We start from the raw sequence: 23,596 nt of genomic DNA, 5'->3' as shown, positions 1-23,596 counted from the left end.
GCCTCAGATGCGCTCGGCCAGCGAGACAGTGAAGATGCCCCATTTGTCGATGCGCTGCTCGACCTTGCGGAAGCCGGCGGCCGCCACGAGCTGGTCCATCTCCTGCTGGCTGCGCCGGCGCATGATCCAGGCCTCGCCGTCACGATGCGAGGTCAGCGCCCGGGCGATCATTTCGAGCTGCGGATGCCAGGGCTGGCCGGTATAGAGGAGCAGCGCCCCCGGCTCCATCGCCCGCGCGAGGCCGGCCAGCGAGGCCTCGATCAGGGCATTGTCCGGGAAGAGCTCGTAGAGGCCGGAGACGATGGCGAGCGTCGGCCGCGGGGTGATCGCGGCAAGTCCCTCCGTGTCGAAGGCGTCCGCCCGGTGGAATTCCGCCACGGCCGAGAGGCCGCGCCCGGCGATCAGCGCCGTGCCCTTCTCCACGTTGATCGGCGAATAGTCCTGCAGGCGGATGCTCTCCGGCTTCGCCTCGGACGCCGCGACCGCATCGAGCACGTAGCGCCCGTGGCCGGCGGCGATGTCGAGCACGCGCAGCGGCCGTCCCTCGGCCTTCAGGCGTGCCAGCGCCTTGCCGATCAGTTCCTCCAGATGGACCTTGCGCTGGCGGATGCCGCGCCAGCCGATCGCGTCGAGGAACTGCCGGTCGATCAGCCGTCCGCCGGGGCCGAGGCCGCGGGCCTCGTCCTCATAGACATAGTCGAGCGTCGAGCCGGAATCGAAGCCGGTGCGCAAACCCGTCTCGATGCCCCCGGAGAAGAGGCCGCCGAGGCGGATCGAGGCGCGCGTCAGCGCCCAGTAGAGCCCGCGCGGGGAGAGCAGCGACAGCGGCGTCGCCAGCCGGTCGGCCTCGTCGCGGGTATGGCCGGAAAGATGCGCGCGCCGCAGGTCCGCCACGACGGGCGGCTCGGCGAAACGCTCAAGGAGGAAGCTCCGCACCTTTTCGAGCGCCTTCGCCCGGTCCCGCTCGCCGAGCGTGTCATGGTAGAAGCCGGGCAGCACATGGCGCTCCTTGATCGTGCTGCCGAGATTTTCGAAGAAGCGGTGCTGCGGCGCATGGCGCACGACGAAATCGCTGCCGGAGACAAGAAGCTGCGTCGGCACCGTGATGGCGCGTGCATCGGCGACCACCCGGTCCGCCGCCTCGTAGAGTTCCAGGAGGATGTTGGAGACGATGGGGCGGGTGATCAGCGGATCGGCCTCGAAGGAGGCGATGCGCTCCGGATCATGCGTCAGGAAACGGGCCTTGACGTAGGAATTGACGAAGAACGTGCCCTTGAGCTTCTGCCAGAGCGCAATGCCCTCCCTGGCGAAGGGCACGTAGAGCTTCACGTCGAAGGCGGGCGAGGCCAGCACCAGCGCACGGATATCCGGCGCATAGTCATGCACCCAGGTGGAGGCCAGCACGGCGCCGACGCTCTGGGCGACGACGGCGACCTGGTCCATGGAAAAGCCGCCGGTCTCGCTTATATGGCGGACGAAGCAGTCGAGATCGCGCACCGAATGGGCGAAGGACGGCGAATGGCCGCGCTCGCCGGGCGACCGGCCATGGCCGCGCGCATCCCAGGCGTAGAAGGCGAAGTCGTCGAGCCCGAGTTCCTCGGCGATATGCGCCACCCGGCCGCTGTGCTCATGGCCTCGGTGCAGCAGAACGACCGCGCCTTTCGCCGCGCCGGACCGGGCGGGCCAGGCACGGTAGAAAAGCTCCACGCCGTCATGGCTCGCAAAGGCGGATTCGATCATGCTGTCATCTCTCCTGCGGAAACCTCAGCACCTATACGGATGAGGACGCATGTTTGCAGTTGATTTCATGTCGATTGCATCCTCTTTTGTTGCACGCAATCGAGCGGATTCGAGCTGACATGTCGATCTATAAACTGAAATCGTCCTTCCAGAACCTGCTTCGCCCCCTGGTGGGACGGCTGGCGGCCATGGGCGTCACGGCCAACCAGGTGACGCTGATCGCCGCGCTCGTCTCGGTGGGGATCGGCGCGCTGCTCCTCGTCAATCCGGCGCCCGCCCTCTTCGCGCTCGTGCCTGTCTGGATGCTGCTGCGCATGGGGCTCAACGCCATCGACGGCATGCTCGCCCGCGAACACGGCCAGAAGAGCCCGCTTGGCGGCTATCTCAACGAGATCACCGATGTCGTCTCCGATGCCGCGCTCTACCTGCCCTTCGCGCTGGTGGCGCCCTTTTCCCTGCCGTGGTTCACCGCCATCGTCTTCCTCGCGGCGCTGACGGAGTTCGCCGGCGTGCTCGGCGTCGCCCATGGCAACGGCCGCAGCTACGAGGGGCCGATGGGCAAGAGCGACCGGGCCCTCCTCTTCGGCGCGCTCGGCGCCCTCGTCGCCGGTTTCGGCGCGCTGCCGGCCTGGACATGGCATATCCAGCCGATCGCCTGCGTGCTGCTCGCCTGGACGGTCGCCAACCGGGTGCGGGCGGGCCTTGCCGGGCCGTAGCCGTCAGCGCTTCTCGCCGAAGCGGCGCGGCGTCGGCCGGCCGGTGACCTGGTCCCAGTGCTCGTCGGCCCGCCGCTCGAAGGTCCCCGCCTCTCGGGCGTCGCTCTGGTAGAAGGCGCCGCGCGGCACGTCCGGCGCGTAGACCTGCTCGCTCCAGCCCCGCCCGTCGTCATGCGGGAAGGCATAGCCGACATGGCCGAGCGCCGCCGCGCCCTTGTAATGCGCATCGCGCAGATGCATCGGCACCGCCGACGGCGCCTCATTCGCCACATGGGCGAGCGCCAGCGAAATGCCGCGGCAGGCGGAGTTCGACTTCGGCGCCCGGGCGACGTGCAGGGCGGCATGGGCAAGGATGATCTGCGCCTCGGGATAGCCGATCTTCTCCACCGCATGCAGCGCGGCCACCGCCGTCTGCAGCGCCGTGTTGTCGGCAAGGCCGACATCCTCGGAGGCATGGATCATGATGCGGCGCGCGATGTAGCGCGGGTCCTCGCCGCCATGGATCAGCCGGGCAAGCCAGTAGAGCGTCGCATCGGGATCGGAGCCGCGCATCGATTTCACGAAGGCCGAGACCACGTCGTAATGCGCATCGCCCGACCGGTCGTGGTTGACGGGCGCGGCTGCATAGGCCTCCTCGACCATCGCCTCGGTGATGATGACGGGTTTTCCCGGCGCGTGCCCGACGGCAAGGCTTTCGAGAACCGTCAGCGCCCGCCGCGCGTCGCCGCCGGAGCGGCCCGCGATGCGGCGCAACTGGGCGGGCTCCAGTTCCACCGCGATGCCCCGCGCCGCCAGATGGCGAAGCCCCCGCCGCACCACCTCCTCCATCTCTTCCAGCGTCAGCGGCTCCAGCTTCAGGATGGTCGAACGGGAGATGAGCGCGGGCGTCAGCGTGTGGTAGGGATTGCCGGTCGTTGCGCCGATGAAGTCGGCGACGCCCTCCTCGCAGAGCGCAAGGAGATGGTCCTGCTGCGTCGCGCTGAAGCGATGCACCTCGTCCGCGAAGAGCAGGGTCGGCCGCATGCGCGCCTCGTCGGCGATCTTGCGGATGTCGGCCACGTTGTTGTGCGCGGCGTGCAGCGGGCGAAAGTTCTTGCCGAGCATGTTGCCGATGGCGCGCGCGATCGACGTCTTGCCGAGGCCGGGCGGGCCGTAGAGCACGATGCTGCCGAGCCGTCCGGCCGCGATGCGCCGGCGCAGCATGGTGCCCTCGCCGATGATCTTCTCCTGGCCGATCACGTCGTCCAGGCTCGCCGGGCGCAGCTCCGCGGCGAGCGGCATGGCGCCGGGGCGCGGCGCGGCGTCGAAAAGATCGGTCATGGCATCCTCCGGTCTTGAACGGTCCTGTCCAACCCGGCGGCCTGACGCAAAAGCCCGCCTGCCCGGCCGGATGACGTTCGTCTATCGGCCGGAGCAGGCGGGGTCAAAGGCAATCGTGCACGATCGCGGTCAGTGCAGGCCGAAGAGGGTCAGCAGTTCCTCGCGATGGCGCACGAATTCCGGCGCGCTGCGGTCGCGCGGGCGCGGCAGGTCGATCTCGATCAGCCGGGGCGCGGCGTTCTTCTCGCGCGGCAGGATGAGGATGCGGTCGGCAAGGTAGATCGCCTCCTCCAGGTCGTGCGTCACGAGGATGGTCGTCACGTCCTCGTCGCGCCAGATGCGCGTCAGCTCCTGCTGCATGCCGATCTTCGTCATGGCGTCGAGCGCGCCGAGCGGTTCGTCGAGCAGCAGGATCTCCGGCTGGACGGCAAGCGCCCGGGCAATGCCGACACGCTGCGCCATGCCTCCGGAAAGCTGGCGCGGATAGGCGTTCTCGAAGGATTGCAGGCCGACGAGCTGGACATAGCGCCGCGCGCGGGCTTTCGCCTCCTCGCGGGAAACACCGCGCGTATCGAGGCCGAAGGCGACGTTTTCGAGCACCGTCAGCCAGGGCAGCAGGCGCGGCTCCTGGAAGATGACCGCCCGTTCCGCGCCGACGCCCGAGACGGCCTTGCCGTCGATCAGCACCTCGCCGCCGTCGGCATCCTCCAGCCCGGCGAGGATGCGCAGCAGCGTCGTCTTGCCGGAGCCGCTGGCGCCGACGATGGCGAGGCTCTCGCCCGAGCGGATCTTCAGGTTGATGTTGTCGAGAACCGGCAGCGGCCGGCCATCGAGGGTGTAGGATTTCGAGAGGTGACGGATCGTCACCTCTCCACGGATCGTCGCGGGGGCAAGGCTCATTGTGGGCCTCAGTTCGTCGCCGCGTCGGGCGAATAGAGCACGTCCTTGGCCGCGAGCTGGCCTTCCTTCAGCTTGCCTTCGCGCACCAGCACGTCGATCCAGAACTGCACGTCGCGCTCGACCGGGAGACCGCCGGCACGAACGCCGTAACCACGGAAATACTGTGCGATGTCAGGGTTCTCGCCGCGCTCCTGCAAGGCCTTTGCCAGGATCTTGCGGGTTTCCTCGGGATGTTCGCGGGCATAGTCGAGCGCGCGGGCGGACTGTTCCACGAAGGTCTTCGCCGCCTCGGGATGCGCCTTGACGAAATCGCGGCGCAGCACCACGAAGCCGCCGGCGATCTCGCCGAGCACGTCCGTATCGCCGAAGATCGCGCGCAGGCCGCCGTTCTTGCTGGCCGCGCCCTCGAAGGTCGTCTGCCAGTAGCCGAAGGCCGAGATGTCGACCTGGCCGGAGCGCAGAACCTGCTCGAGCTGCGGGCCGGGCACGACGACCTGGTTGGCCGCATCCGTCGGCAGGCCGGCCGAATGCAGCGCCTCGCGGATCGTGTAGTCGAGATGGGCGCCGAGCGTGTTGACGGCGATGCTCTTGCCGGCAATGTCCTTGATCTCCTTGATCGGGCTGTCCTCCAGCACGTAGAAGATCGACTGGACCTCGGCATTGATGCCGTTCGAGGGATAGGCGGCGACGAAGTCGTTGCCGCTGATGATCGAGTTCAGCACGGCGGAGGTGGCCGCGCTGCCGAGCTCCACGTCGCCGGAGGCGAGCGCGATCAGCGAGGCCGGGCCGCCGGCCGCGTAACCGACATTTTCCAGCGTGATGCCGGTTCCCTCGAAATAGCCGAGTTCGGCGGCAAGCTCATGGGCGGTCAGGCCGCCCTGGCTGGCGAGGTAACGCAGGTTGACGTCTTCCGCGGAAGCCGCGCCGGCAAGGCCGAGCACGAAGGCGGCGGAGAGGAGAAGCTTCTTCGAATGGAAGGTCATGACGGTGTCCTTTGACAAAGAGAATGAGGAATTCAGGCGTTGGGCTGCGACCAGCGGCAGAGTTTCTTCTGGAGGAGGACCAGCACCGCATTGGCGATGAGGCCGAGCAGGGCGAGAAGCAGGATGGCGGCGAACATCAGCGGGATCTGGAAATTGTACTGGGCGTTCATCACCTGGAAGCCGATGCCCTTGTTGGCGCCGATCATCTCGGCGGCGATGAGGAGCAGCAGCGCCGTGGTGGCCGAGAGGCGCAGGCCGACGAAGATCGCGGGAACCGAGGCCGGCAGGATGACGCGGCGGAAGATCGTCAGCCGCCCTGCGCCATAGGTCCGCGCCATCTCGACAAGCTTGCCGTCAACCTCCTTCACGCCGCCGATCGTGGCGAGCAGGATCGGGAAGAGCGTCGCCCAGAAGATGACGAAGACCTTCGAGGTTTCGCCGAGCCCGAGCAGCAGGATAAAGACGGGATAGAGCGCGAGCGCCGAGGTCTGGCGGAAGAACTGCAGCAGCGGGTCGAGCGCCTGCTCGACGATCTTGGCCTGTCCCATGACGAGGCCGAGCGGGATGCCGATCGCGACGGCGGCGGCAAAGGCGATGCCGGAGCGCTGGAGGCTGATGGCGATGTCATCGAGCAGCGCGCCGCTGGCAAGGCTGTCCCAGAGGGCCACGACGATGGTGTGGAGCGGCGGGAAGACGGCAGGGTTGACCCAGCCCTGCGTGCTCGAAATCTGCCAGAGCGCCAGGAAGGCCAGAACCAGGCCATAGCGGGCGAGGAACGATGGCAAAAGCGCATTCAGCCGCGACGTCACCCTTGGCGCCGCCGGTGGCCGGCTGGCCAGGCGAAAATCCGCGCCGAGGGTAGAGTTGACGTTCTCATAGGACATGGTCGTCTCCTATTCGGCGGCCTGGACGGCGGCGCGTGCGCCGGCCCAGCGGTTGACGGGAAACGGCAGGCCGAGGTTTTCACGCAGCGTCGTGCCCTCGTAGGCGGTGCGGAACAGGCCGCGGCGCTGGAGCTCGGGAATGACCAGGTCGACGAAATCGTCGAGCGCGGTGGGCAGCCACGGCGGCAGGATGTTGAAGCCGTCGGCCGCCTCGTTCTCGAACCATTCCTGCAGCGTGTCGACGATCGTCTCGGGCGTGCCGACGATTGTGTAGTGGCCGCGGGCGGAGGCGATCCACTGGTAGAGCTGGCGGATGGTGAAGTTGTTCTCGTCGGCGATCTGGCGGATCAGCGCCTGGCGGCTCTTCATACCCTCGGTCGGCGGGGCGGGCGGCAGCGGGCCGTCGAGGTCGTAGCCCCTGAGGTCCAGCGTGCCTCCGGTGAGCCCGTTGAGGAGACCGATGCCGTCCTCTTCGACGATCAGCGCGGTCAGGCGGTCGTATTTCTCACGCGCCTCCTCCAGCGTGCGGCCGACGAAGGGCGAGACGCCGGGCATGACGAGGATATGGTCCGGATTGCGGCCGAGGCCGCGGGCGCGCGCCTTGATGTCACGGTAGAACTCCTGCGCCGTCCCGATATGCTGGTGGGCGGTGAAGATCACTTCCGCCGTGGCGGCGGCAAGCCCGCGGCCGTCATCCGACTGGCCGGCCTGCACGATGACCGGATGGCCCTGCGGCGAGCGGGAGACGTTGAGCGGTCCGCGCACCTGGAAATGCTCGCCGCGGTGGTCACTCTCATGCAGCTTTTCCGGATCGTAGAAGACGCCGCGCTCCTTGTCGCGCAGGAAGGCGTCGTCTTCGAAACTGTCCCAGAGCTTCTTGACCACCTCGACATGCTCGGCGGCACGGCGGTAGCGCGCGGCGTGGGGCAGTTGGGTCTCGCGGTTGAAGTTCTGCGCGGTCGGATCGCCCGTCGTGGTGACGACGTTCCAGCCGGCACGGCCGCCGGAAATGAGGTCGAGCGAAGCGAACTTGCGCGCCGTGTTATAGGGCTCCTCGTAGGTCGTCGAGGCGGTGGCGATGAAACCGAGATTCTTGGTGAAGGGTGCGAGCGCAGAAAACAGCGTCACCGGCTCGAAACCGGCAACGCGGGCATTGCCCCCTTCCCGCGCCCCACCGAAGCCGATGGCAAGGTTATCCGCCAGGAAATAGGCGTCGAACAGGCCGCGTTCGGCGGTCTGGGCGAGCTGCTTGTGGAACTCGAAGCTGGTGGCGCCGTCCGCCGGCTGGTCCGGGTGGCGCCAGGAAGCGACGTGCTGGCCGCCGCCGGGAAGGAATGCGCCAAGCCTGATCTTGCGTGTCATCGTGTTTCCTTTCATCGCATCTGGAAAGGGCCGCGTCGGCCACGGGGTCTCGATCCCGCCCGCGGCGGGGGATGGCAGTGCATGGATGGGGAAGTCGGTGCGGCGGGGCGCCGCTCAGCATGCGTCAGGACAGGGCATGGTAGCGGCCGTCCTGGTAGAGCAGCGAATGGCCGGCGCCGAGGCGGATCGCCAGAACCTTGCCGATGACGATGACGTGGCTGTGCCGTTCGATGGCTTCCTCCACGACGCAATCGATCGCCGCCACGGCATCGACCAGGAGCGGCGCGCCGCTGACGGCGGTGGTCCACTCCGCGCCGCGATAGCGATCGGCGCCGCGAAGGCCGCCGCGGCCGGCGAACTGGTTGGCGAGCGCCTCATGGGTGCTGCCGACGATGTTGATGCCGAGATGGCCGTAGCGCTCGACGACGGGCCAGGTGGAGGAGGAGCGGTTGAGGGATACCAGCATGCGCGCCGGCTCGACGGAAAGCGCCGTCGCCGAGGTGACGGTGGCGCCGGTGCGGGCCTCGCCCTCGCCGGCCGTGATGATGCTGACGCCGCCGCCGAGGGTGCGCAGCGCCGCCTTCAACGTGTCGGCATCGGCAGGCTGCTCGATCACCGACGTGCCGTGAAGGTTGAAATGCGTGTTTTCGACATGGGCATTCATCGTTCCCGCTCCGCTTGAGACCCTTGATGGTGATAGGGATAACAAGCGAAAGTCGGAGACAGCAGGCACGCCATTTCTTATTTCACTATTTTTATAGAAAATATGAATTTGGATTGCCCGGCGCCTGCAGGAGCATTTGCCGACGGGCGAAAAGGCAGCCGGACGCACCAGGAAGCAGGACGGTGCGTCCGGCATGAGCTCAGGCGCGCCTGCGCCGCGCCGCCATCGCCGTCACCTCGACGCGCATGCCGGGATCGGCGAGCGCGGCGACGCCCACGGCGCAGCGCACCGGATAAGGCTTCTTGAAATAGGCGCAGTAGACCTCGTTGAAGGCCGGGCGCTCGGCCATGTCGGTGAGGTAGATCGTCAGGTGGATCACGTCGGCAAGGCTGCTGCCGGCCTTTTCCAGCGAGGCCTTCAGGCTTTCCAGCGTCGCCACGCTCTGCGTCTTGATATCGCCGGTCTCCAGCGATCCGTCGGCGCGCAGCGGGATATGCGTGGTGACGAGAAGGTTGCCGAGGCCGGCGGTGTCGGAGGAGATCTCCGTCTCGTCGGTGTCCTCGATGAAGAAGGGGGCGTCGTTTTCAGCCATGGCCGATTCTCCTTGAATGCGTTTGCCTTTCAGCACGAGCGGCTTTGCCGCGCGCCGTCAACCGAAATCCCGCCTCACCAGACCGTGCCGCGCGCGGCGACGTCCTCCACGCGGGTGACGACGCCGCCGCGGTGGAAGACCATGCGGTCGAACAGGTTGCTGACGACGCAGGTGTGGTTCGGCACGATGCGCACCACGCTGCCGATGGCGGGGAATTCGTCCCGGCAATCCTTGAGGTCGACGACCGCATGCTCCTCCGAGAGCGAGACGATGCGGGCGCCCTCGTGGCCCTCGATCTCGCCATAGTCGCTGAAACCGAGCAGGTCGGAGGTCAGCGCCTTGGAGCCGGCATCCAGCACCGCGCGATCCTCCGCCGGGCGCGAGACGACGGTCGCAAGGATGTGCATGGCAAGATCCTGCCGCGTGCAATGGCCCGCGCGCACCATGCTGCGGTCGTTGTAGACATAGGTTCCCGCGCGGTGCTCGGTGGCGGAGGGCACGAGATGGGCCTTCCACAGGTCCGGCGAACCGCCACTGGAGCGCACCGGGCAATCGAGGCCACGGGCCGAAAGCAGGGCCATGGTCCCGGCCATGAAGGCCTCAACGGCGCTCGCCCCGCCGGTTGCCGGATAGGTGAGGATGCCGCCGAAGCGGAGGGCGGGCGCAGCGGCGATCCGGGCCGCCAGTTCCGCCGCCGCCTCGGGCGTCTGCACGCCGCAGCGGCGCCCGCCCGTATCGCATTCCACGAGCACGGTCAGCGGACGGGCGGCGTCGAAGGCGCCGGCAAGGCCGTCCACGGTCGCGGCGCTGTCGGCGACCACAGCAAGGCGCGGCACCCGCTCGTGCAGCGCGCGCAGGCGCTTGAGCTTTACCGCGCCGAGAATGTTGTAGGTGATCAGGATGTCCTCGAAACCGGCATCGGCGAAAACCTCGGCCTCGCTGATCTTCTGGCAGTTGAGGCCGACGGCGCCCGCCGCGCGCTGCGCCTCGGCGACCGCGACGATCTTGTGGGTCTTGATGTGCGGACGGAAGGCCTTGCCGAGCCCGTCGAAATAGGCCTGCGCGCGGGCGATGTTGGCGGCCAGCCGGTCCTCATCGATCACAGGCATGGGGGTGATGACGTCTTCGAGCGGCGTGCCGGCGTCGGGCCAGGGATATGTCATGGAAAACCTTCCAGTCTTGGCGCCTGCGGCGCCCGTTGGGGGTGCGGTCACTATGGTCAAAATGGCGGCGCGGTGAAACCGAAAATCCCGCGCCCGTCCTCGGCGGGGTTCAGGCCTTGCGCTCCTGGAGGATGTTGCCGCCGTCGACCACCAGCACCGCACCGTTGATATAGCTCGCCTTCTGCGAGGCGAGGAAGGCGACGGCCGCGGCGACCTCGTCCGGCCGGCCCGCGCGGCCGCAGGGCGTCGCCCTGGCGGCGCGGCGCTCCTCCTCCGTGGAGGCACCGGTGTCGATCCAGCCAGGCGCCACGGCATTGATGGTAACGCCATGCGGACCGGCTTCGAGGGCGAGCGCATGCGTCAGGCCCACCATGCCGGCCTTGGCGGCGGAATAGGCCGTCTCGCCGGGATTGGCGACATAGGGTCCCGTCACCGATGCCACATTGACGATGCGGCCGTAGCCGTCCGCCAGCATGTCCGGCAGATAGAGGCGGGTCGAAAGGAACGTCGTCTTGAGCGTGACGGAGATGCCGCGGTCCCAATCCGCCTCCTCCAGCATCGCGAAATCCCGCTGCAGCGCCGGCTGCGCGAGGCTGCCCATGCCGGCATTGTTGACGAGCACCGCGGCCGGTCCCGTCGCCTGCCGCAAGCGCTCGACTTCGGCCTTGACGGTAAGGTCGCAGACATGGCCGGTCGCGGAAAACCCGGCGCGCCTCAATTCCTCCGCGCGGGCAAAGATCCGTTCGCTCGTCGCCACGAGGTGGACGGCATGACCTTCCTCCGCCAGGCTCCGCGCGCAGGCGAAGCCGATGCCGTCCTCGGCCCCTGCTCCGGTGATGATCGCCGTCTTGCGCTGCATCCGTCCCTCCTCAATAACCGGCCGTCACGCCGAAATCGATGGAAAGCGCGGCCCCGGTGATGGCCGCGGCATCCGGCTCGCAGAGATAGGCGACCATGCGGGCGATCTCCTCCGGCCGGATGAAGCGCGCCGCCGCCTGCTGGGGATAGTTGGACAGGAGTTTCGCCTTGTAACCGTCCGGGTCTCCGCCGCCATAGCGCTCGGCCTGGAACTCGATCATCGGCGTCGCGACATCGCCGGGGCACACGGCGTTGACGCGGATCCGGCGCGGAGCGAGTTCCAGCGCCAGCGCCTTGGTCAGCAGCACCAGCCCACCCTTCGAGGCACAGTAGATCGAAGCGCCGTTGTTGCCGACGAGGCCGGCGTCCGAGGCGATGTTGACGATGGAGGCACCGTTTTCCAGATGCGGAATGGCGGCCTGGATCAGAAAGAACGCCCCCTTGAGATTGACGTCGAGGACGATGTCCCAGTCCTCTTCCGTCATCGCCTCGGCCGCGCCCTCGCGCCAGACGCCTGCGGCATTGACGACCACGTCGAGGCGCCCATGCCAGGCAAGCGCCTCCTCCACCGCAAAAGCACAGGAAGCGACCTTGCGCATGTCGAGCGGCACCGCAAGCGCCGCGCCGCCCCTGGCCCGCACCGCCTCCACCGCCGCCGTCAGACGTTCGGATTCGAGGTCCGCGAGAACGACGGCATAGCCATCGGCGGAAAGCCGTACGGCGATCGCCGCGCCCATGCCGCCGGCCCCGCCGGCAATGAGCGCTACTCGGATCTGGTCGGTCATGGTTGCCTCTGCCTCGATGCGATGTCCTCTTCGAAGAGGAGGGGCCGCGGCGACGATAGTCAACACCGCAATTCAGACAACCCACCGCTCAATGGCGACCGCCGCCGCCAGCTCCGCTAGGCCGCCGGCCACACGCTCTCCGGGTTCCTGGTTCCACGCATGTCGCTATCGCGAAACCGCCGCACATTCTTGCGCGACAAGCGTCAGAGCTGATGCAGCACGAAGGGTTTGTCCGCGATCGTTTCCACCCGCATGCGGAAGCCGAAGACGGCCTCCAATGTTTCCGGCGTCAGTATCTCCGCCGGCGTGCCATCAGCGACGACACGGCCGCCCTTCATCGCGACGATGCGGTCTGCATGGGCGCTTGCCTGGTTGATGTCGTGCAGCACGATGACGACCGTCTTGCCCTTGCCGTCGGCGACGCTGCGCAGCGAGCGCATCAGTTCGCGGGCGTAATACATGTCGAGATTGTTCAGCGGTTCGTCGAGCAGCAGGTAATCCGTGCCCTGCGCGAAGGCCATGGCGACCAGCGCGCGCTGGCGCTGGCCGCCGGACAGCGTCTCGATGAAGCGGTCGGCGAGATCGGCGAGGTCGAACTGGGCGATGGCCGCATCGATGATGGCGTGGTCGGCCTCGGTGAGGCGGCCGCGGCCATGGGGAAAACGGCCGAAGCCGACGAGCTCGCGCACCTTGAGACGGCTTGCCACCGTCGTGTCCTGCCGCAGGATGGCGATGACGCGGGCAAGCTCCCGGCCGGGCGTGGTATCCACCGGCAGGCCGTCGATGTCGATGGCGCCCGCCTGGAGCTGCTGCAGCCGTGCGACGAGCGAAAGAAGCGAGGACTTGCCCGCGCCGTTCGGCCCGATCAGCGCCACGACGCCGCCCTTCGGGATCGTCAGGCTGACATCCGTGAGGATCGGCGTCGTTCGATGCTTGAAGGAGACGTTTTCTATCCGGATCATTTGCGGCTCCCGAGGACCAGCAGCAGGAGGAAGACGAGCCCGCCGACGAATTCGATGACGACGCCGAGCGCGGTCGCGTTTCCGAGCGCGTGCTGGAACAGCGTCTGCCCGCCGACGAGCACGACGATGCCCGCAAGGGCGGCCGCCGGCAGCAGCACGCCGTGGCGGCGGGTATCGACGATGCGCTCGGCCAGCGCCGCCACGAGAAGCCCGAAGAAGGCGACCGGCCCGACGAGCGCCGTGGAGACGGCGACCAGAGCGGAGACGAGCAGCAGCAGGCCCGTCACCGTGCCCGCCCAGCCGACACCGAGGCCCGTTGCCGTATCCGGCCCAAGCGAGACGACGTCGAGCACGTGGCGCGCCCGCCAGGCGATGACGGCGGCGATGACCGTGACGATGGCGGCGAAGACCAGGAGGTCGGTGCGCACGGCATTGAAATTGGCGAAGCTCGCCGATTGCACGACGGAGAATTCGTTGGGGTCGATGAGGCGGGCGAGCAGCGAATGCAGGCTGCGGAACAGGACGCCGAAGACGACGCCGGCCAGCAGCATCAGCCCCATGTCGAGGCGGCTCTTCAGCATGGGCAGCAGCAGCGCAGAGGCGAGCGCCATCAGCACCAGCACCTCCAGGCCGAACTTCAGCTGCGGATCGAGCGCCACGTAACCGACCCCGCCGAGCAGGAAGACCATCAGCATCTGGCCGAAGAGATAAAGCGCATCGAGCCCCATGATCGACGGCGTCAGGATGCGGTTGCCGGTGACGGTCTGGAAGATCACGGTGGAAATGGCGATCGCCACGCCCACCTGCACCAGCGCCGCAAGCTTCAGCAGCCGCAATTCCAGCACGAAGGCGATATTGCCCTTGAGGCCGATCGCCAGGAACGCGACGGCAGCGGCCAGGGCCGCGGCGGCAAGGCCGAGAAGACGACGGTCAGGCATGGGCGCCACGCCGGAAGAGCAGCCAGAGGAAGATCGCGCCGCCGACCACGCCCATCACCGTGCCGACGGGGATTTCGTAAGGGTAGCGGATGAGGCGCCCGACGATGTCGCAGGCGAGAACCAGCCCCGCCCCGCCGGCGGCGACCCAGCCCAGCGTGCCGCGCACATTGTCGCCCATCAGGCGCGAGACGATGTTGGGCACGGCAAGGCCGACGAAGGGGATCATGCCGACGACCGCGACGGCCAGCGCCGTGATGACGGAGACGAGGACGAGGCCGATCTGCATCATGCGGGCATAGTCGATGCCGAGCCCGATGCTCGCCTCGCGCCCGAGCGCCATGATGGTCAGCCGGTCGGCGACGAACCAGGCGATGGCGACCATCACGGCCGAGATCCACAGCAGTTCGTAGCGCCCGCGCAGCACGCCGGAGAAGTCGCCGTTGGTCCAGACGGCGAGGAACTGCAGGAGATCCGCCTGCCAGGCCGCATAGGTCGCCGCCGCACCGATGACCCCGCCATAGACGATGCCGAAGAGCGGCACGAGGAAGGGCTGGGCGGGCGGCAGGCGATGGGCGGTCGCCAGGAAGATCGAGGTGCCGAGCAGGGCCGCGCCGCCGGCAACGAGCGTCTTCACCGGCAGGGCGGCGGCGGGAAAGAGCAGCGTGACGAGGAGGATGCCGAGTTCGGCACTCTGCGCCGTGCCGGCGGTCGCGGGCTCGACGAAGCGGTTGCGCGCCAGCGTCTGCATGATGAGGCCGGCGATCGCCAGCCCGGCGCCGCTGAGGATCGCGGCGAGCGTGCGCGGCAGGCGGCTGACGAGGAGAAGCTGGAGTGCTTCGGGATCGCTCAGCACCCGGCCGAGCGGCAGCGGGCTGACGCCGACGGCAAGGCTCAGCACGAAAAGGACCGCGAGCCCGAGGCCCGCGATCGTTCCGGTCCGCAAGGAGGGGTGCAGGACGCTGGCGCTCATTTCGCGGCGGAGAAGGCCTCCGTGATCGTCGCCAGCACGCGTTCGAGCGACTGCACGCCGCCGGCCGCGATGTAGAAATCCGGAGCCGGCAGGTAGACGACCTGGCCCTTCTTCCATGCCGTCGTCGCCGCGACGAGCTCGTTGTCGAGCGTCACCTTCGCGGCCTGTTCGCTGGAGCCGATGGCGGCGGCGCGGTCGAGGACCAGCAGCCAGTCCGGGTTCGCCTCGCGGATGAACTCGAAGGACACCGCCTCGCCATGGGTCGCCGTCTCGATCTCGGCGATCGCCGGCGGCAGGCCGAGCGCCGCATGCACCCAGCCGAAGCGCGAGCCGGGACCGTAGGAGGAGACCTTCGGCCCGTTGGTCATGACGATCAGCGCCTTGCCCTTGCCGGCGACCGCGGCCCTGGCGGCCGCAAGCTTCGCGTCGAGCTCGCCGGCAATCGCCTTTGCCTCTTCCACCTTGCCGAACAGGTCGCCATAGGTCTCAAGACGCAGCTTCGCCTGCCCGAACAGGTCGTCGCCGTCGATCGTCATGTCGATGGTCGGCGCGACCTTGACCGTGACGTCCGCCTTGGCGGCGGACCGGCCGCCGACGATGACAAGATCGGGACCGAGCGCGCTCAGCGCCTCAAGGTCAGGCTCGAACAACGTGCCGACCACCGTCGCGCCCGCCTTGATCGGCTCCAGCTCGGGAACGTAGAGCTTGTCCGGCACACCCGCCGGACGGATGCCGAGCCGGTCGAGCGTGTCGAGCGCGGCCATGTCGTAGACGGCAATGGTCTTCGGCACGCCGTCGACCGCGACCGTTCCCTGCGCCGTCGCCACGTCCATGGCGCTGGCCGGCAGGATGGAAAGGGCAAGGGCGGCGAAGGCCGCGAGCGGATGGAACTGTTTCATGGTCTACCTGTCATGCTGATGGGATGCGAAAGCTCAGACGGCCTTGTTCTGCCACTGCCAGTCGAGCGGCTGAAGCGCCTCGCGGAAGGCGAAGCGTGCAAGATGCGATTCGATGACCGATTGGGTCTGGGCAAGGTCCTCGCCGTTCCCGGCCCGAGCGGTCATGCGCAGGCCATCGTCATCGGCATCCAGAATGCCGAGGCCGCAGGCGAACCGGCACTCGCCGTGGTTTTCCGACGCGGTGACCTCGATCTTGTGCGCGAAATGCTTGCACAGTTGGGCCAGGTATTTCCGGCCGTGAGCGGTCTCCAGATAGGCGACGGATTCGAGCATGGCCTTCCCTTTCATCCTTGTTCGGCGACCGGCCTGCCTGCCGGCAGCACCGAAAACATAACGTCCTTACTCATGTTTTTCTGACAAGGGAAGCCGGCTGTCACAGCCGGTCCCCGCCGAAAAGCGCAATCAACCCGTCCGGGATGGCGCCCCGCCGGACCAGATCGTCGCGGCTGCCGGCAGGACCGCGACAGGGAACAGGCGTGGCAGACGGTCACGTTTCGCCGTTAAACTTGACCCGATAAATCATGTTAAGCTATGTCTCATGAATACACGGCCGCCGCCTGGGGCACGGCGATTCTGAAGGGTTGGAAATGGCGGCGACGCGCGGCGATGCCGAAAAGCGGACGGGAGAGGTTCTGGCATGCGGCCTGATGCGCCGGGGTCGTACCTCGCCCACGGCTTGCCGCAGGAGCTGCATCGAAAAGGCCGCGCCGTGAAGGAGGGAGATGCCACCTCGCTGCTCTACGCCGCCCACCGCCCTGCCCTCGTCCGCTATGCGACGCGGATCCTCGGCTCGCGCGAGGCGGCAGAGGACATCGTGCAGGATGCCTTCCTGCGCTTTTCGCCGGCCAACACCTATGGCGCCTCCGCCAGCCAGACGCTCGCCTATCTCTACCGCATCGTGCGCAATCTCTGCCTCGACCTCATCAAGCGGCGCAGGATCGAGATGAGGGAGCAGGACGGCGAGCCGCCGTTCTGGTCGATGCCCCGCGCCGTCGAGACGCCGGAGGAGACCGTGCTCGTCTCCGACGAGGTGCGGGCGATCACCGAAGTGCTCGACCGGTTTCCACTGGATGTGCGCGTGGCGGTGGAGATGCACCGCTTCGGCGGCTACACTCTGGAGGAGGTCGCGACCCATCTCGGCATTTCCGTCGCCACCGCCCACCGCCATGTGCGCGCCGCGCTTGTGGAGATCGCGCTTCGGCTCGGCAATGATGCCCCGTGAAAAAAATCCGCGCGCAAATCGTCCCTACGCAGCAATTTGATATTCGGCTAGAACGCCATGCGCGGCATGGGCAGCCGGGGCACGGGTAAGAACTTGATCCAGGACGACAACGAAAAGCGCCGCACGCTCGAAGAGGCGATGGACTGGCTGTTGCGGCTGAAGGCCGACCCCGATTGTCCGCAGGTCGCGCGGGACATCGAGCACTGGCTCGCACGCGCAGAAAGCAACCGCACCGCCTGGCGCGACGCGCTCAAGGCATGGGAGGCTCTCGGCGAAGTGCCCCCGCGCCACGCGGACCTGTGGCCGCCCCGCCCGGTCGCGGTGGCCGCCCCGCCCCGCCGCCGCAGCCGCAGGGCCTTTGCGACGGGCGCCGCGCTTGCCCTCGCCGCCGTGCTCCTCTTCATGCTCGCCGCCCCTGCCCTGATGATCTGGCTCCAGGCCGATTTCCGCACCGGCACCGGCGAAAGCCGGGTGGTGACGCTCGCCGATGGCAGCACCGTCAACCTTTCCGCCGACAGCGCCATCGATGTCGAGCTGACGCCCGAGGGCCGCCATGTGCGCCTTCTCTCCGGCCAGGCCTTCTTCGACGTGGCGCATGACGGCCAGCGCCCCTTCACCGTGGAGGCCGGCAATGCCCGCGTGGTCGTGCTCGGCACGGCCTTCGACGTGGCGCTCGACGATGCCGCGACGACGGTGCAGCTCGCCCGCGGCGTGGTCGGCATTTCCGGCGAGGGTGACGGGCAGTCCGTCGCCGAAATGGCGCCGGGCGACATGGCGACGGTCGATGGCGCGACCGGCGCGATCACCCGCGCGACGGTTCCGCTGGAGGAGATCGGCGCCTGGCGAAGCGGCCTGCTCTTCGTCAACGACGTCACCGTCGACAGCGTCGTCGCGCGCCTGCAACGCTACCATTCCGCCTGGATCAGCGTGCCGGATCGCACGCTCGGCCGCCAGCGCGTGACCGGCCTCTACGACCTCCGCGATCCCGACCGGGCGCTGAAGGCGCTCGTCAAACCCTATGGCGGCAAGGTGCGCTCGGTCTCCCCCTACGCGCGGATCGTCTCCCGTTATTGAGCCTTTCGAAAAGTTTTCCAAAAAATTCAGGAAATTTGCCGGGAGCGTGAAAAAGATTCCCGAGGCGATCGTCTCTGCACCGGGAATGCGCGCTTCAGGGGCGGCGCATCCCGAGGATATACCGGGGGTAAAATGCGTTTGCATATCGATCGATCGACCACGTCGCGCGCCGGGGCGCGCACGCGCACCGTCTTCATGGCCAGGCTGATGGTCTCCACCGCGGCCGCGCTCGTCTTCAGCCTGCCGCAGGCGGTCCTGCAGCCGGCAGCCGCCCAGGCGAAATCCGCCCGCGTCGGCACCATGGTATTCGATATTCCCGCGCAGCCGCTGGCGGGCGCGCTCAACGCCTTCGGCCGGCAATCCGGCCTGCAGGTCTCGCTTGCCGCCGCCACCTCGCGCGGGCTGACATCCCGGCCGGTCAAGGGCACGTTCACGCCACAGGAGGCGCTCTCCCGCCTTCTCGAAGGCACCGACACGCGCCATTCGGTCACCACCGACGGCACGGCGATCGTCACCGCCGCGCATCTCTCCCCGCTCGTCACCGGTTCCGTGGAAGACGGATCGACGACGCTCGACCGGATCACGGTCGAGGGCGAAAAGGTCGGCGATGGCGACGTCAGCGAGCTGAACATTTCCGCCAGGGACCTGGAACGCAAGAACCCCGCCACCATCCAGGACGTCTTCCGTGAGGAGCCGAGCGTCAAGGTGGGCTCCTCTCTGCCCATGTCGCAGAAGGTCTATGTCAACGGCATCGAGGAGACCAATCTTGCGATCTCCATCGATGGCAGCCGCCAGAACAACAAGGTCTTCCACCACAATGCGACGACGCTGATCGACCCGACGCTGCTGAAGGCCGTCAGCGTCGACGAGGGCGTGGCGCCGGCCGATGCCGGCCCGGGCGCGCTTGCGGGCTCCATCGTCTACGAAACCAAGGATGTCGGCGATTTCCTCGACGGCAACGGTTACGGCGGTTTCGTCAATTCCGGCTTCAACACCAACGGCAACATCTTCACCACGGGCCTTTCGACCTTCGGCAAGCAGGACGGTTTCGAATATCTCGGCTATTTCAACATCGGCCGCGGCCAGGAGTTTTCCGCCGGCAATGGCGACGAGGTGCTCGGCACGCGCACGCATTTCCAGAGCGGCCTCGGCAAAATCGCCTATGAATTCGAGAGCGGCGATCGCATCGAGCTGAGCCACGAGGCGATCAAGGACAATGCGCCGCGCCCGTTCCGCGCCAATATGGGCACGACGACCGGGGCAAAACCCTGGGAGCCGCTGGTGCGCGACTATGAACTCAACCGCACCAACACGGTCTTCACCTACACGGACGCGACGCCCGAGGGCTGGTGGGATCCGAAGCTGGTGCTCGCCTATGGCCAGACGGAGGTCGGCACGACCGTCTATCTCAAGCCCGGCAGCACGCCGGAAACCTATCCGGTCACCGGCATCACCGGCACGTTCAACGGCAAGTTCGAGAACCGCTTCCATTTCGACCTCGGCACGGTGACGGCCGGCGTCGACTTCTACAGCGACAAGGCGGAAGTGGAAGACCTCTACGAACCCGCTACCGAGAAGGCGCGCAATGTCGGCGCCTATGTGCAGGCGCGGCTGGAGCCCTTCGAGCGGGCGCGCCTCTCCTTCGGCGGTCGTGCGGACCGGCAATGGTTCACCGGCACCACCAGCGAGGAATGGGACAATTCCGGTCTCAGCGGCAACATTTCCGGCGAATACGACCTCATCGCGGATTTCCTGACCGCCAAGGCCGGCTACTCCCATGTCTGGGCCGGCATCCCGCTCGCCGAGAACTTCATCATGAACCCCGCCTGGGTCTATTCGCCCGAGCCGAAGCCGACGACGTCCGACAACTACACGGTCGGCCTCGTCGCGAAATATGCCGGCTTCTCGCTGGAGGGCTCGGTGTTCCGCACGGAAATGGAGAATGCCCGCGCGGCGCGCTACAAATATGCCTTCGAGAGGCGGCATGTGGAATCGGAGGGTTTTTCGATCGGCGCCGGCTATGACTGGACCGACGGCTACATCCGTGTGAAATACGCCAATATCGACACGCTGATCGACGGCAAGCCGGCCGATTCCGATACCGGCACCTACCTCACGACGCCGGTCGGCGAGATCATCACGGTCTCCGCCGCCCATACCTTCGCCGACTGGGGCCTCACCGTCGGCGGCGATATCGAGATCGCGCCGAAATACGACAAGGTCCCGGAGGGCAGCCCCGCCTTCAAGGCCTACCAGGTCGTCAACAGCTTCGTCGAATACAAGCCGCCGAGCCACCAGAACCTGACGCTGCGCGCCGAGGTGAAGAACATCTTCAACGAGACCTATGCCGACCGCGCCACCTACGGCCAGGAATTCGGCGAGGTGAAGCCGCTCTACCAGCCGGGCCGCGCGTTCCTGCTGAGCGTACGCGCCACGTTCTGACGACACGGCGCGGGCGGCACCCGGAGCATTCCACACTCGGGCGATTCCGCCCGAGTGTGTCAGTTCAGGCGCTGCTCCGTCTCCGCGTCGAAGACGTGGAAGGCGGCGGGCGCGACGGCAAGGGCGATCTCGTCGCCAGCCGCGATGCGGGCGGTCGCCGGCAGGGCGGCGACGAGGCGTTGGCTGCCCATCGCCGCCGTGACGACCAGCTCCGGCCCGGTCAGCTCCGCGACCTCGCAGCGCGCCGTGAGCGGCACGCCCGCACCCGACCGTTCGATCGCCTCCGGCCGGATGCCGAGGACGAGCCGGCGGCCCGGCGCGATACCGTCCAGATCAGGCACGGGCACGATGATGTCAGTGCCGTCGATCCGCAAGCCGCCCTCGCCCGCCGTCGCGGCCAGAAGGTTCATCGGCGGCGCGCCGACGAAGGTGGCGACGTAGAGCGTCGCCGGCCGGTTGTAGATGTTCTCCGGCGTGTCGAGCTGTTCGATCCGGCCGCCACGCATGACGGCGATGCGGGTGGCGAGCGTCATCGCCTCGATCTGGTCATGCGTGACATAGACGACGGTCGTCCTCGTCATCTGGTGCAGGCGCTTCAGCTCGGTGCGCATTTCCATGCGCAGCTTCGCATCGAGATTGGACAGCGGCTCGTCGAACAGGAAGATCTTCGGGTTGCGCACCAGCGCCCGGCCGATCGCCACGCGCTGGCGCTGGCCGCCGGAAAGCTGGCCGGGCTTGCGCTCCAGCAGGTTTTCGATCTGCAGCAGCTTCGCCGTCTCGCGCACGGCCCGGTCGCGTTCCGCCCTGTCCACCTTGCGCATTTCGAGGCCGAAACCGATGTTCCGGTGCACGGTGAGATTGGGATAGAGCGCGTAGGACTGGAACACCATGGCGATGTCCCTGTCCTTTGGATGCACGCCGACAATGGAGCGGTCGTCGATGCGGATGTCGCCGCTCGTCGGCTCGGCAAGGCCGGCGATGATGTTGAGCAGCGTGGACTTGCCGCAGCCGGAGGCGCCGAGCAGCACGAGGAATTCCCCGCTTTCGAGCGCGATGTCGATGCCCTTCAGCGTCTCGACGGCGCCGTAGCTCTTGCGGATGGCGTCAATGGTCAGCGTGCTCATGCCGGAACGTCCTGCGCGGTCGGTGCGTAGCTTCGGGGATGGGTGGAAATGGCGCGCGAGGCCACCGCCGTGCCGGCGGCAAGGCTCGCCTGCAGCGCCTCCCCGGCCGCATGGGCGGCGAGGAAGGTGGCGTTGAAGACGTCGCCCGCGCCGATCGTATCGACGACCCGCACGGAAGGCGCCGCAGCGCGGACAACCTGGTCGTCGGCATCCACGGCGATCGCCCCCTTCGGGCCGCACTTGACGACGACGATGCTTCCGTCCGGCATGCCCTGCCGCAGGATGCGCCCCGCCTCGGCGGGATCGGCAACGCCGGCCAGGCTGGTCGTCTCCACCTCGTTGAACAGCGCGATCCGGCAGCGCGACAGCCAGCCTTTCGCCGCCCGCCTGTTCGCTCCCGTCCAGCCGTCCAGCGGCCAGCCGGTATCAAGGGCGACGGTAATGTCGTGGCGATCCGCCCAGTCGAAGAACCGGTCGTAATCCTCCACCAGCTTCTCCGTCAGGAAGGAGCCGCACAGGAGCACGATGCCGCCGGCAAGCCGCGGCCCGTCGAGCACCGCGAAGACATCCTCCAGGCTGAACAGCGGCAGGTGCCCGCGCGTCGTGAAGAAGGTGCGCTCGCCGTCCGGATGGGTGATGCCGACGGAGAGCGTCGTGCTGTCGCCGTGCACCGGCCAGGTGCTTGCGCGCGCGCCGAAACTTTCCGCGAGCCAGCGGCCGAACTGGTCGCGGCCGATGCTGGCGGCGATCTCGAAGGGCGTGCCGAGCGCCATCCAGGCGAGCGCGGCATTGCCCGCCGAACCGCCGACGCGCAGCTCGTCATGGTCGACGATGCTTTCCGTGCCCGGCTGCGGCCAGGGCGCGGCCGGGCCCATGATCAGGTCGATATTGACGTTTCCGACGACGGCAAGCGGCTTCACTCATTCACTCCGGGTAATCTTCGTCGAGCGCACCGGCGTGCCGGCATCGGCGACGCGCGCGGCGGCGAAGGCGATCATCAGCCGCTGCGCCGTCGGCAGCATGGCGAAGACGGCGGCAAGCCCGGTCAGCGGCGGGAAGGCGATCGTCGCCGCGCCCTCGACCGGCGGGCGGCCGGACGCATCGAACATGACGAGCTTCGCACCCGCCTCGACCACGGAGGTCGCCATCGCCGTCACGAGATCCGTCGTCGCGTCGTCGCTGCGGAAGAGAACCACGCCCACATCGGGCGAGAGCATTTCCATCGGCCCGTGGCGCAACTGGCCGCCCTCCAGCGAGAAGCACGGCAGGCGCGACAGTTCCGTGAAGCCGAGCGCGATGGCCTCGGCGAGCCCCTGCAGCCGCCGCCCGGACGTCACGACGGAGCGCACACCGGAAAGTTCGGCCAGCGCCGCGTCGATGGCCGGTTCCCGCGGGTTCTCCAGGGCATGGATCGCCTGCGCGACGTCTTCGCCGAGGGCGGCGAGGATCGCCAGATGCAGCGAGAAGCTCACCGTCAGGCTGCGGGTCGCGGCGAAGGCCTGCTCCGTGCCGCCATGGCCGATGAGGCAGGGTGCGGTGCGGGCAAGGAAGGAGCCGCCTTCGAGCGTGAAGCCGAAGGTTTCGTCATTGCCGCCGGTCTCCTCGAACCAGCGCAGCACCTCGGCGCTTTCCCCGGACTGCGAGGTGACGAAGACCGTGCGCCCGTCGAGGGCGAGCGGCGCGCCGAGCTGCTCGGAGAGCGGCAGGGCAATCGCCTCGATGCCGAGGCGGCGGTAGAGCGGCTCGACGGCGCGGCCGACGGCCTGCGAGCCGCCCATGCCGAGCAGCAGCAGCCGGCCGGTGCGTTTCAGGCTGGCGGCGGCCCTTTCGGCCATCGCGCCGTTGTTGCGGAAGGAGGCGAGCGCATCGGCATGCTGGCGCGCCATTTCCCGATCGATCGCCCTGAGGCCTTCCGGCCGGGATGCAGTCGTGTTCATC

General features: G+C 67.8%; 23 protein-coding genes. 4 read left to right on the top strand and 19 right to left on the bottom strand.

Going from position 1 to position 23,596, the window contains the following annotated elements:
• Positions 1-3: 3 nt before the first annotated feature.
• Positions 4-1,740 carry a bifunctional alpha/beta hydrolase/class I SAM-dependent methyltransferase gene (locus shn_RS24055; protein WP_064333039.1) on the bottom strand — a complete coding sequence of 579 codons (1,737 nt, stop codon included), beginning with the start codon at positions 1,738-1,740 and terminating at the stop codon, positions 4-6.
• 119 nt (positions 1,741-1,859) lie between these two features.
• Here shn_RS24055 and shn_RS24050 point away from each other — a divergent pair, with 119 nt between their 5' ends.
• The gene (locus shn_RS24050; protein ID WP_064333038.1) at positions 1,860-2,456 is read left to right on the top strand and encodes a CDP-alcohol phosphatidyltransferase family protein; all 597 of its coding nucleotides are present in this window, start codon (positions 1,860-1,862) and stop codon (positions 2,454-2,456) included.
• Positions 2,457-2,459: 3 nt separating this feature from the next.
• On the opposite strand, the gene shn_RS24045 is transcribed toward shn_RS24050, so the two are convergent.
• The 15 genes from shn_RS24045 to shn_RS23975 all read right to left on the bottom strand — a co-directional run bounded on the left by shn_RS24045 (position 2,460) and on the right by shn_RS23975 (position 16,069).
• On the bottom strand, positions 2,460-3,776 hold the full coding sequence (locus tag shn_RS24045) for a replication-associated recombination protein A (RefSeq protein WP_064333037.1): 1,317 nt from the start codon (positions 3,774-3,776) through the stop codon (positions 2,460-2,462).
• A 129-nt stretch (positions 3,777-3,905) separates the two neighbouring features.
• On the bottom strand, positions 3,906-4,676 hold the full coding sequence (locus tag shn_RS24040; RefSeq protein ID WP_064333036.1) for an ABC transporter ATP-binding protein: 771 nt from the start codon (positions 4,674-4,676) through the stop codon (positions 3,906-3,908).
• An 8-nt stretch (positions 4,677-4,684) separates the two neighbouring features.
• Complete coding sequence (locus shn_RS24035; RefSeq protein ID WP_064333035.1) at positions 4,685-5,659, bottom strand: ABC transporter substrate-binding protein; 975 nt, start codon at positions 5,657-5,659, stop codon at positions 4,685-4,687.
• 32 nt (positions 5,660-5,691) lie between these two features.
• On the bottom strand, positions 5,692-6,543 hold the full coding sequence (locus tag shn_RS24030; RefSeq protein WP_064333034.1) for an ABC transporter permease: 852 nt from the start codon (positions 6,541-6,543) through the stop codon (positions 5,692-5,694).
• A 9-nt stretch (positions 6,544-6,552) separates the two neighbouring features.
• Positions 6,553-7,905: an LLM class flavin-dependent oxidoreductase gene (locus shn_RS24025; protein WP_064333033.1), complete on the bottom strand. Its 1,353-nt coding sequence runs from the start codon at positions 7,903-7,905 to the stop codon at positions 6,553-6,555.
• Positions 7,906-8,029: 124 nt separating this feature from the next.
• Complete coding sequence (locus shn_RS24020; RefSeq protein ID WP_064333032.1) at positions 8,030-8,569, bottom strand: flavin reductase family protein; 540 nt, start codon at positions 8,567-8,569, stop codon at positions 8,030-8,032.
• A gap of 199 nt (positions 8,570-8,768) precedes the next feature.
• Positions 8,769-9,161, bottom strand: coding sequence for a RidA family protein (locus shn_RS24015; RefSeq protein ID WP_064333031.1), 393 nt, complete (start codon positions 9,159-9,161; stop codon positions 8,769-8,771).
• Between the two features lie 74 nt (positions 9,162-9,235).
• Entirely contained in the window at positions 9,236-10,324 is a 1,089-nt protein-coding gene (locus shn_RS24010) for a D-TA family PLP-dependent enzyme (RefSeq protein ID WP_064333030.1), read from the bottom strand.
• A 109-nt stretch (positions 10,325-10,433) separates the two neighbouring features.
• Positions 10,434-11,183, bottom strand: coding sequence for an SDR family NAD(P)-dependent oxidoreductase (locus shn_RS24005; RefSeq protein ID WP_064333029.1), 750 nt, complete (start codon positions 11,181-11,183; stop codon positions 10,434-10,436).
• A 10-nt stretch (positions 11,184-11,193) separates the two neighbouring features.
• A complete protein-coding gene (locus shn_RS24000; RefSeq protein WP_064333028.1) occupies positions 11,194-11,967 on the bottom strand; it encodes an SDR family NAD(P)-dependent oxidoreductase in 774 nt (257 codons plus the stop codon).
• A gap of 203 nt (positions 11,968-12,170) precedes the next feature.
• The gene (locus shn_RS23995) at positions 12,171-12,929 is read right to left on the bottom strand and encodes an ABC transporter ATP-binding protein (RefSeq protein ID WP_064333027.1); all 759 of its coding nucleotides are present in this window, start codon (positions 12,927-12,929) and stop codon (positions 12,171-12,173) included.
• Complete coding sequence (locus shn_RS23990) at positions 12,926-13,867, bottom strand: iron chelate uptake ABC transporter family permease subunit (protein WP_064333282.1); 942 nt, start codon at positions 13,865-13,867, stop codon at positions 12,926-12,928. The genes shn_RS23995 and shn_RS23990 overlap by 4 nt, the downstream gene beginning before the upstream one ends.
• The gene (locus shn_RS23985; RefSeq protein ID WP_064333026.1) at positions 13,860-14,837 is read right to left on the bottom strand and encodes an ABC transporter permease; all 978 of its coding nucleotides are present in this window, start codon (positions 14,835-14,837) and stop codon (positions 13,860-13,862) included. The genes shn_RS23990 and shn_RS23985 overlap by 8 nt, the downstream gene beginning before the upstream one ends.
• Positions 14,834-15,736, bottom strand: coding sequence for a siderophore ABC transporter substrate-binding protein (locus shn_RS23980; RefSeq protein ID WP_064333025.1), 903 nt, complete (start codon positions 15,734-15,736; stop codon positions 14,834-14,836). Before shn_RS23980 ends, shn_RS23985 begins: the two co-directional genes overlap by 4 nt.
• A gap of 33 nt (positions 15,737-15,769) precedes the next feature.
• Positions 15,770-16,069 (bottom strand): DUF2218 domain-containing protein, encoded by a 300-nt coding sequence (locus tag shn_RS23975; RefSeq protein ID WP_064333024.1) that lies wholly within the window; start codon positions 16,067-16,069, stop codon positions 15,770-15,772.
• Between the two features lie 364 nt (positions 16,070-16,433).
• Here shn_RS23975 and shn_RS23970 point away from each other — a divergent pair, with 364 nt between their 5' ends.
• The 3 genes from shn_RS23970 to shn_RS23960 all read left to right on the top strand — a co-directional run bounded on the left by shn_RS23970 (position 16,434) and on the right by shn_RS23960 (position 20,534).
• Positions 16,434-17,018: an RNA polymerase sigma factor gene (locus shn_RS23970; RefSeq protein WP_084438414.1), complete on the top strand. Its 585-nt coding sequence runs from the start codon at positions 16,434-16,436 to the stop codon at positions 17,016-17,018.
• Between the two features lie 93 nt (positions 17,019-17,111).
• Positions 17,112-18,092 carry a FecR family protein gene (locus tag shn_RS23965; protein ID WP_168168962.1) on the top strand — a complete coding sequence of 327 codons (981 nt, stop codon included), beginning with the start codon at positions 17,112-17,114 and terminating at the stop codon, positions 18,090-18,092.
• Between the two features lie 132 nt (positions 18,093-18,224).
• On the top strand, positions 18,225-20,534 hold the full coding sequence (locus tag shn_RS23960) for a TonB-dependent receptor (RefSeq protein ID WP_245337432.1): 2,310 nt from the start codon (positions 18,225-18,227) through the stop codon (positions 20,532-20,534).
• Between the two features lie 59 nt (positions 20,535-20,593).
• Here shn_RS23960 and shn_RS23955 read toward each other — a convergent pair whose 3' ends face one another.
• Genes shn_RS23955 through shn_RS23945 form a run of 3 tightly spaced genes read right to left on the bottom strand, consistent with a single transcriptional unit; the run spans position 20,594 to position 23,595 of the window.
• Positions 20,594-21,658, bottom strand: a complete 1,065-nt coding sequence (locus shn_RS23955; RefSeq protein WP_064333023.1) for an ABC transporter ATP-binding protein — start codon at positions 21,656-21,658, stop codon at positions 20,594-20,596.
• Positions 21,655-22,578 (bottom strand): carbohydrate kinase family protein, encoded by a 924-nt coding sequence (locus shn_RS23950; RefSeq protein WP_064333022.1) that lies wholly within the window; start codon positions 22,576-22,578, stop codon positions 21,655-21,657. Before shn_RS23950 ends, shn_RS23955 begins: the two co-directional genes overlap by 4 nt.
• On the bottom strand, positions 22,579-23,595 hold the full coding sequence (locus shn_RS23945) for an SIS domain-containing protein (RefSeq protein ID WP_145926046.1): 1,017 nt from the start codon (positions 23,593-23,595) through the stop codon (positions 22,579-22,581).
• Position 23,596 lies beyond the last annotated feature (1 nt).

Origin of the sequence: Shinella sp. HZN7 (genome assembly GCF_001652565.1) — a bacterium.
Lineage (GTDB): Bacteria > Pseudomonadota > Alphaproteobacteria > Rhizobiales > Rhizobiaceae > Shinella > Shinella granuli.
This window is presented reverse-complemented; position numbering and strand designations above follow the sequence as displayed.

Coding starts and splice junctions, on each gene's coding strand:
- shn_RS24055 (WP_064333039.1), bottom strand. CDS start 1,740: ATGATCGAATCCGCCTTTGCGAGCCATGACGGCGTGGAGCTTTTCTAC.
- shn_RS24050 (WP_064333038.1), top strand. CDS start 1,860: ATGTCGATCTATAAACTGAAATCGTCCTTCCAGAACCTGCTTCGCCCC.
- shn_RS24045 (WP_064333037.1), bottom strand. CDS start 3,776: ATGACCGATCTTTTCGACGCCGCGCCGCGCCCCGGCGCCATGCCGCTC.
- shn_RS24040 (WP_064333036.1), bottom strand. CDS start 4,676: ATGAGCCTTGCCCCCGCGACGATCCGTGGAGAGGTGACGATCCGTCAC.
- shn_RS24035 (WP_064333035.1), bottom strand. CDS start 5,659: ATGACCTTCCATTCGAAGAAGCTTCTCCTCTCCGCCGCCTTCGTGCTC.
- shn_RS24030 (WP_064333034.1), bottom strand. CDS start 6,543: ATGTCCTATGAGAACGTCAACTCTACCCTCGGCGCGGATTTTCGCCTG.
- shn_RS24025 (WP_064333033.1), bottom strand. CDS start 7,905: ATGACACGCAAGATCAGGCTTGGCGCATTCCTTCCCGGCGGCGGCCAG.
- shn_RS24020 (WP_064333032.1), bottom strand. CDS start 8,569: ATGAATGCCCATGTCGAAAACACGCATTTCAACCTTCACGGCACGTCG.
- shn_RS24015 (WP_064333031.1), bottom strand. CDS start 9,161: ATGGCTGAAAACGACGCCCCCTTCTTCATCGAGGACACCGACGAGACG.
- shn_RS24010 (WP_064333030.1), bottom strand. CDS start 10,324: ATGACATATCCCTGGCCCGACGCCGGCACGCCGCTCGAAGACGTCATC.
- shn_RS24005 (WP_064333029.1), bottom strand. CDS start 11,183: ATGCAGCGCAAGACGGCGATCATCACCGGAGCAGGGGCCGAGGACGGC.
- shn_RS24000 (WP_064333028.1), bottom strand. CDS start 11,967: ATGACCGACCAGATCCGAGTAGCGCTCATTGCCGGCGGGGCCGGCGGC.
- shn_RS23995 (WP_064333027.1), bottom strand. CDS start 12,929: ATGATCCGGATAGAAAACGTCTCCTTCAAGCATCGAACGACGCCGATC.
- shn_RS23990 (WP_064333282.1), bottom strand. CDS start 13,867: ATGCCTGACCGTCGTCTTCTCGGCCTTGCCGCCGCGGCCCTGGCCGCT.
- shn_RS23985 (WP_064333026.1), bottom strand. CDS start 14,837: ATGAGCGCCAGCGTCCTGCACCCCTCCTTGCGGACCGGAACGATCGCG.
- shn_RS23980 (WP_064333025.1), bottom strand. CDS start 15,736: ATGAAACAGTTCCATCCGCTCGCGGCCTTCGCCGCCCTTGCCCTTTCC.
- shn_RS23975 (WP_064333024.1), bottom strand. CDS start 16,069: ATGCTCGAATCCGTCGCCTATCTGGAGACCGCTCACGGCCGGAAATAC.
- shn_RS23970 (WP_084438414.1), top strand. CDS start 16,434: ATGCGGCCTGATGCGCCGGGGTCGTACCTCGCCCACGGCTTGCCGCAG.
- shn_RS23960 (WP_245337432.1), top strand. CDS start 18,225: ATGCGTTTGCATATCGATCGATCGACCACGTCGCGCGCCGGGGCGCGC.
- shn_RS23955 (WP_064333023.1), bottom strand. CDS start 21,658: ATGAGCACGCTGACCATTGACGCCATCCGCAAGAGCTACGGCGCCGTC.
- shn_RS23945 (WP_145926046.1), bottom strand. CDS start 23,595: ATGAACACGACTGCATCCCGGCCGGAAGGCCTCAGGGCGATCGATCGG.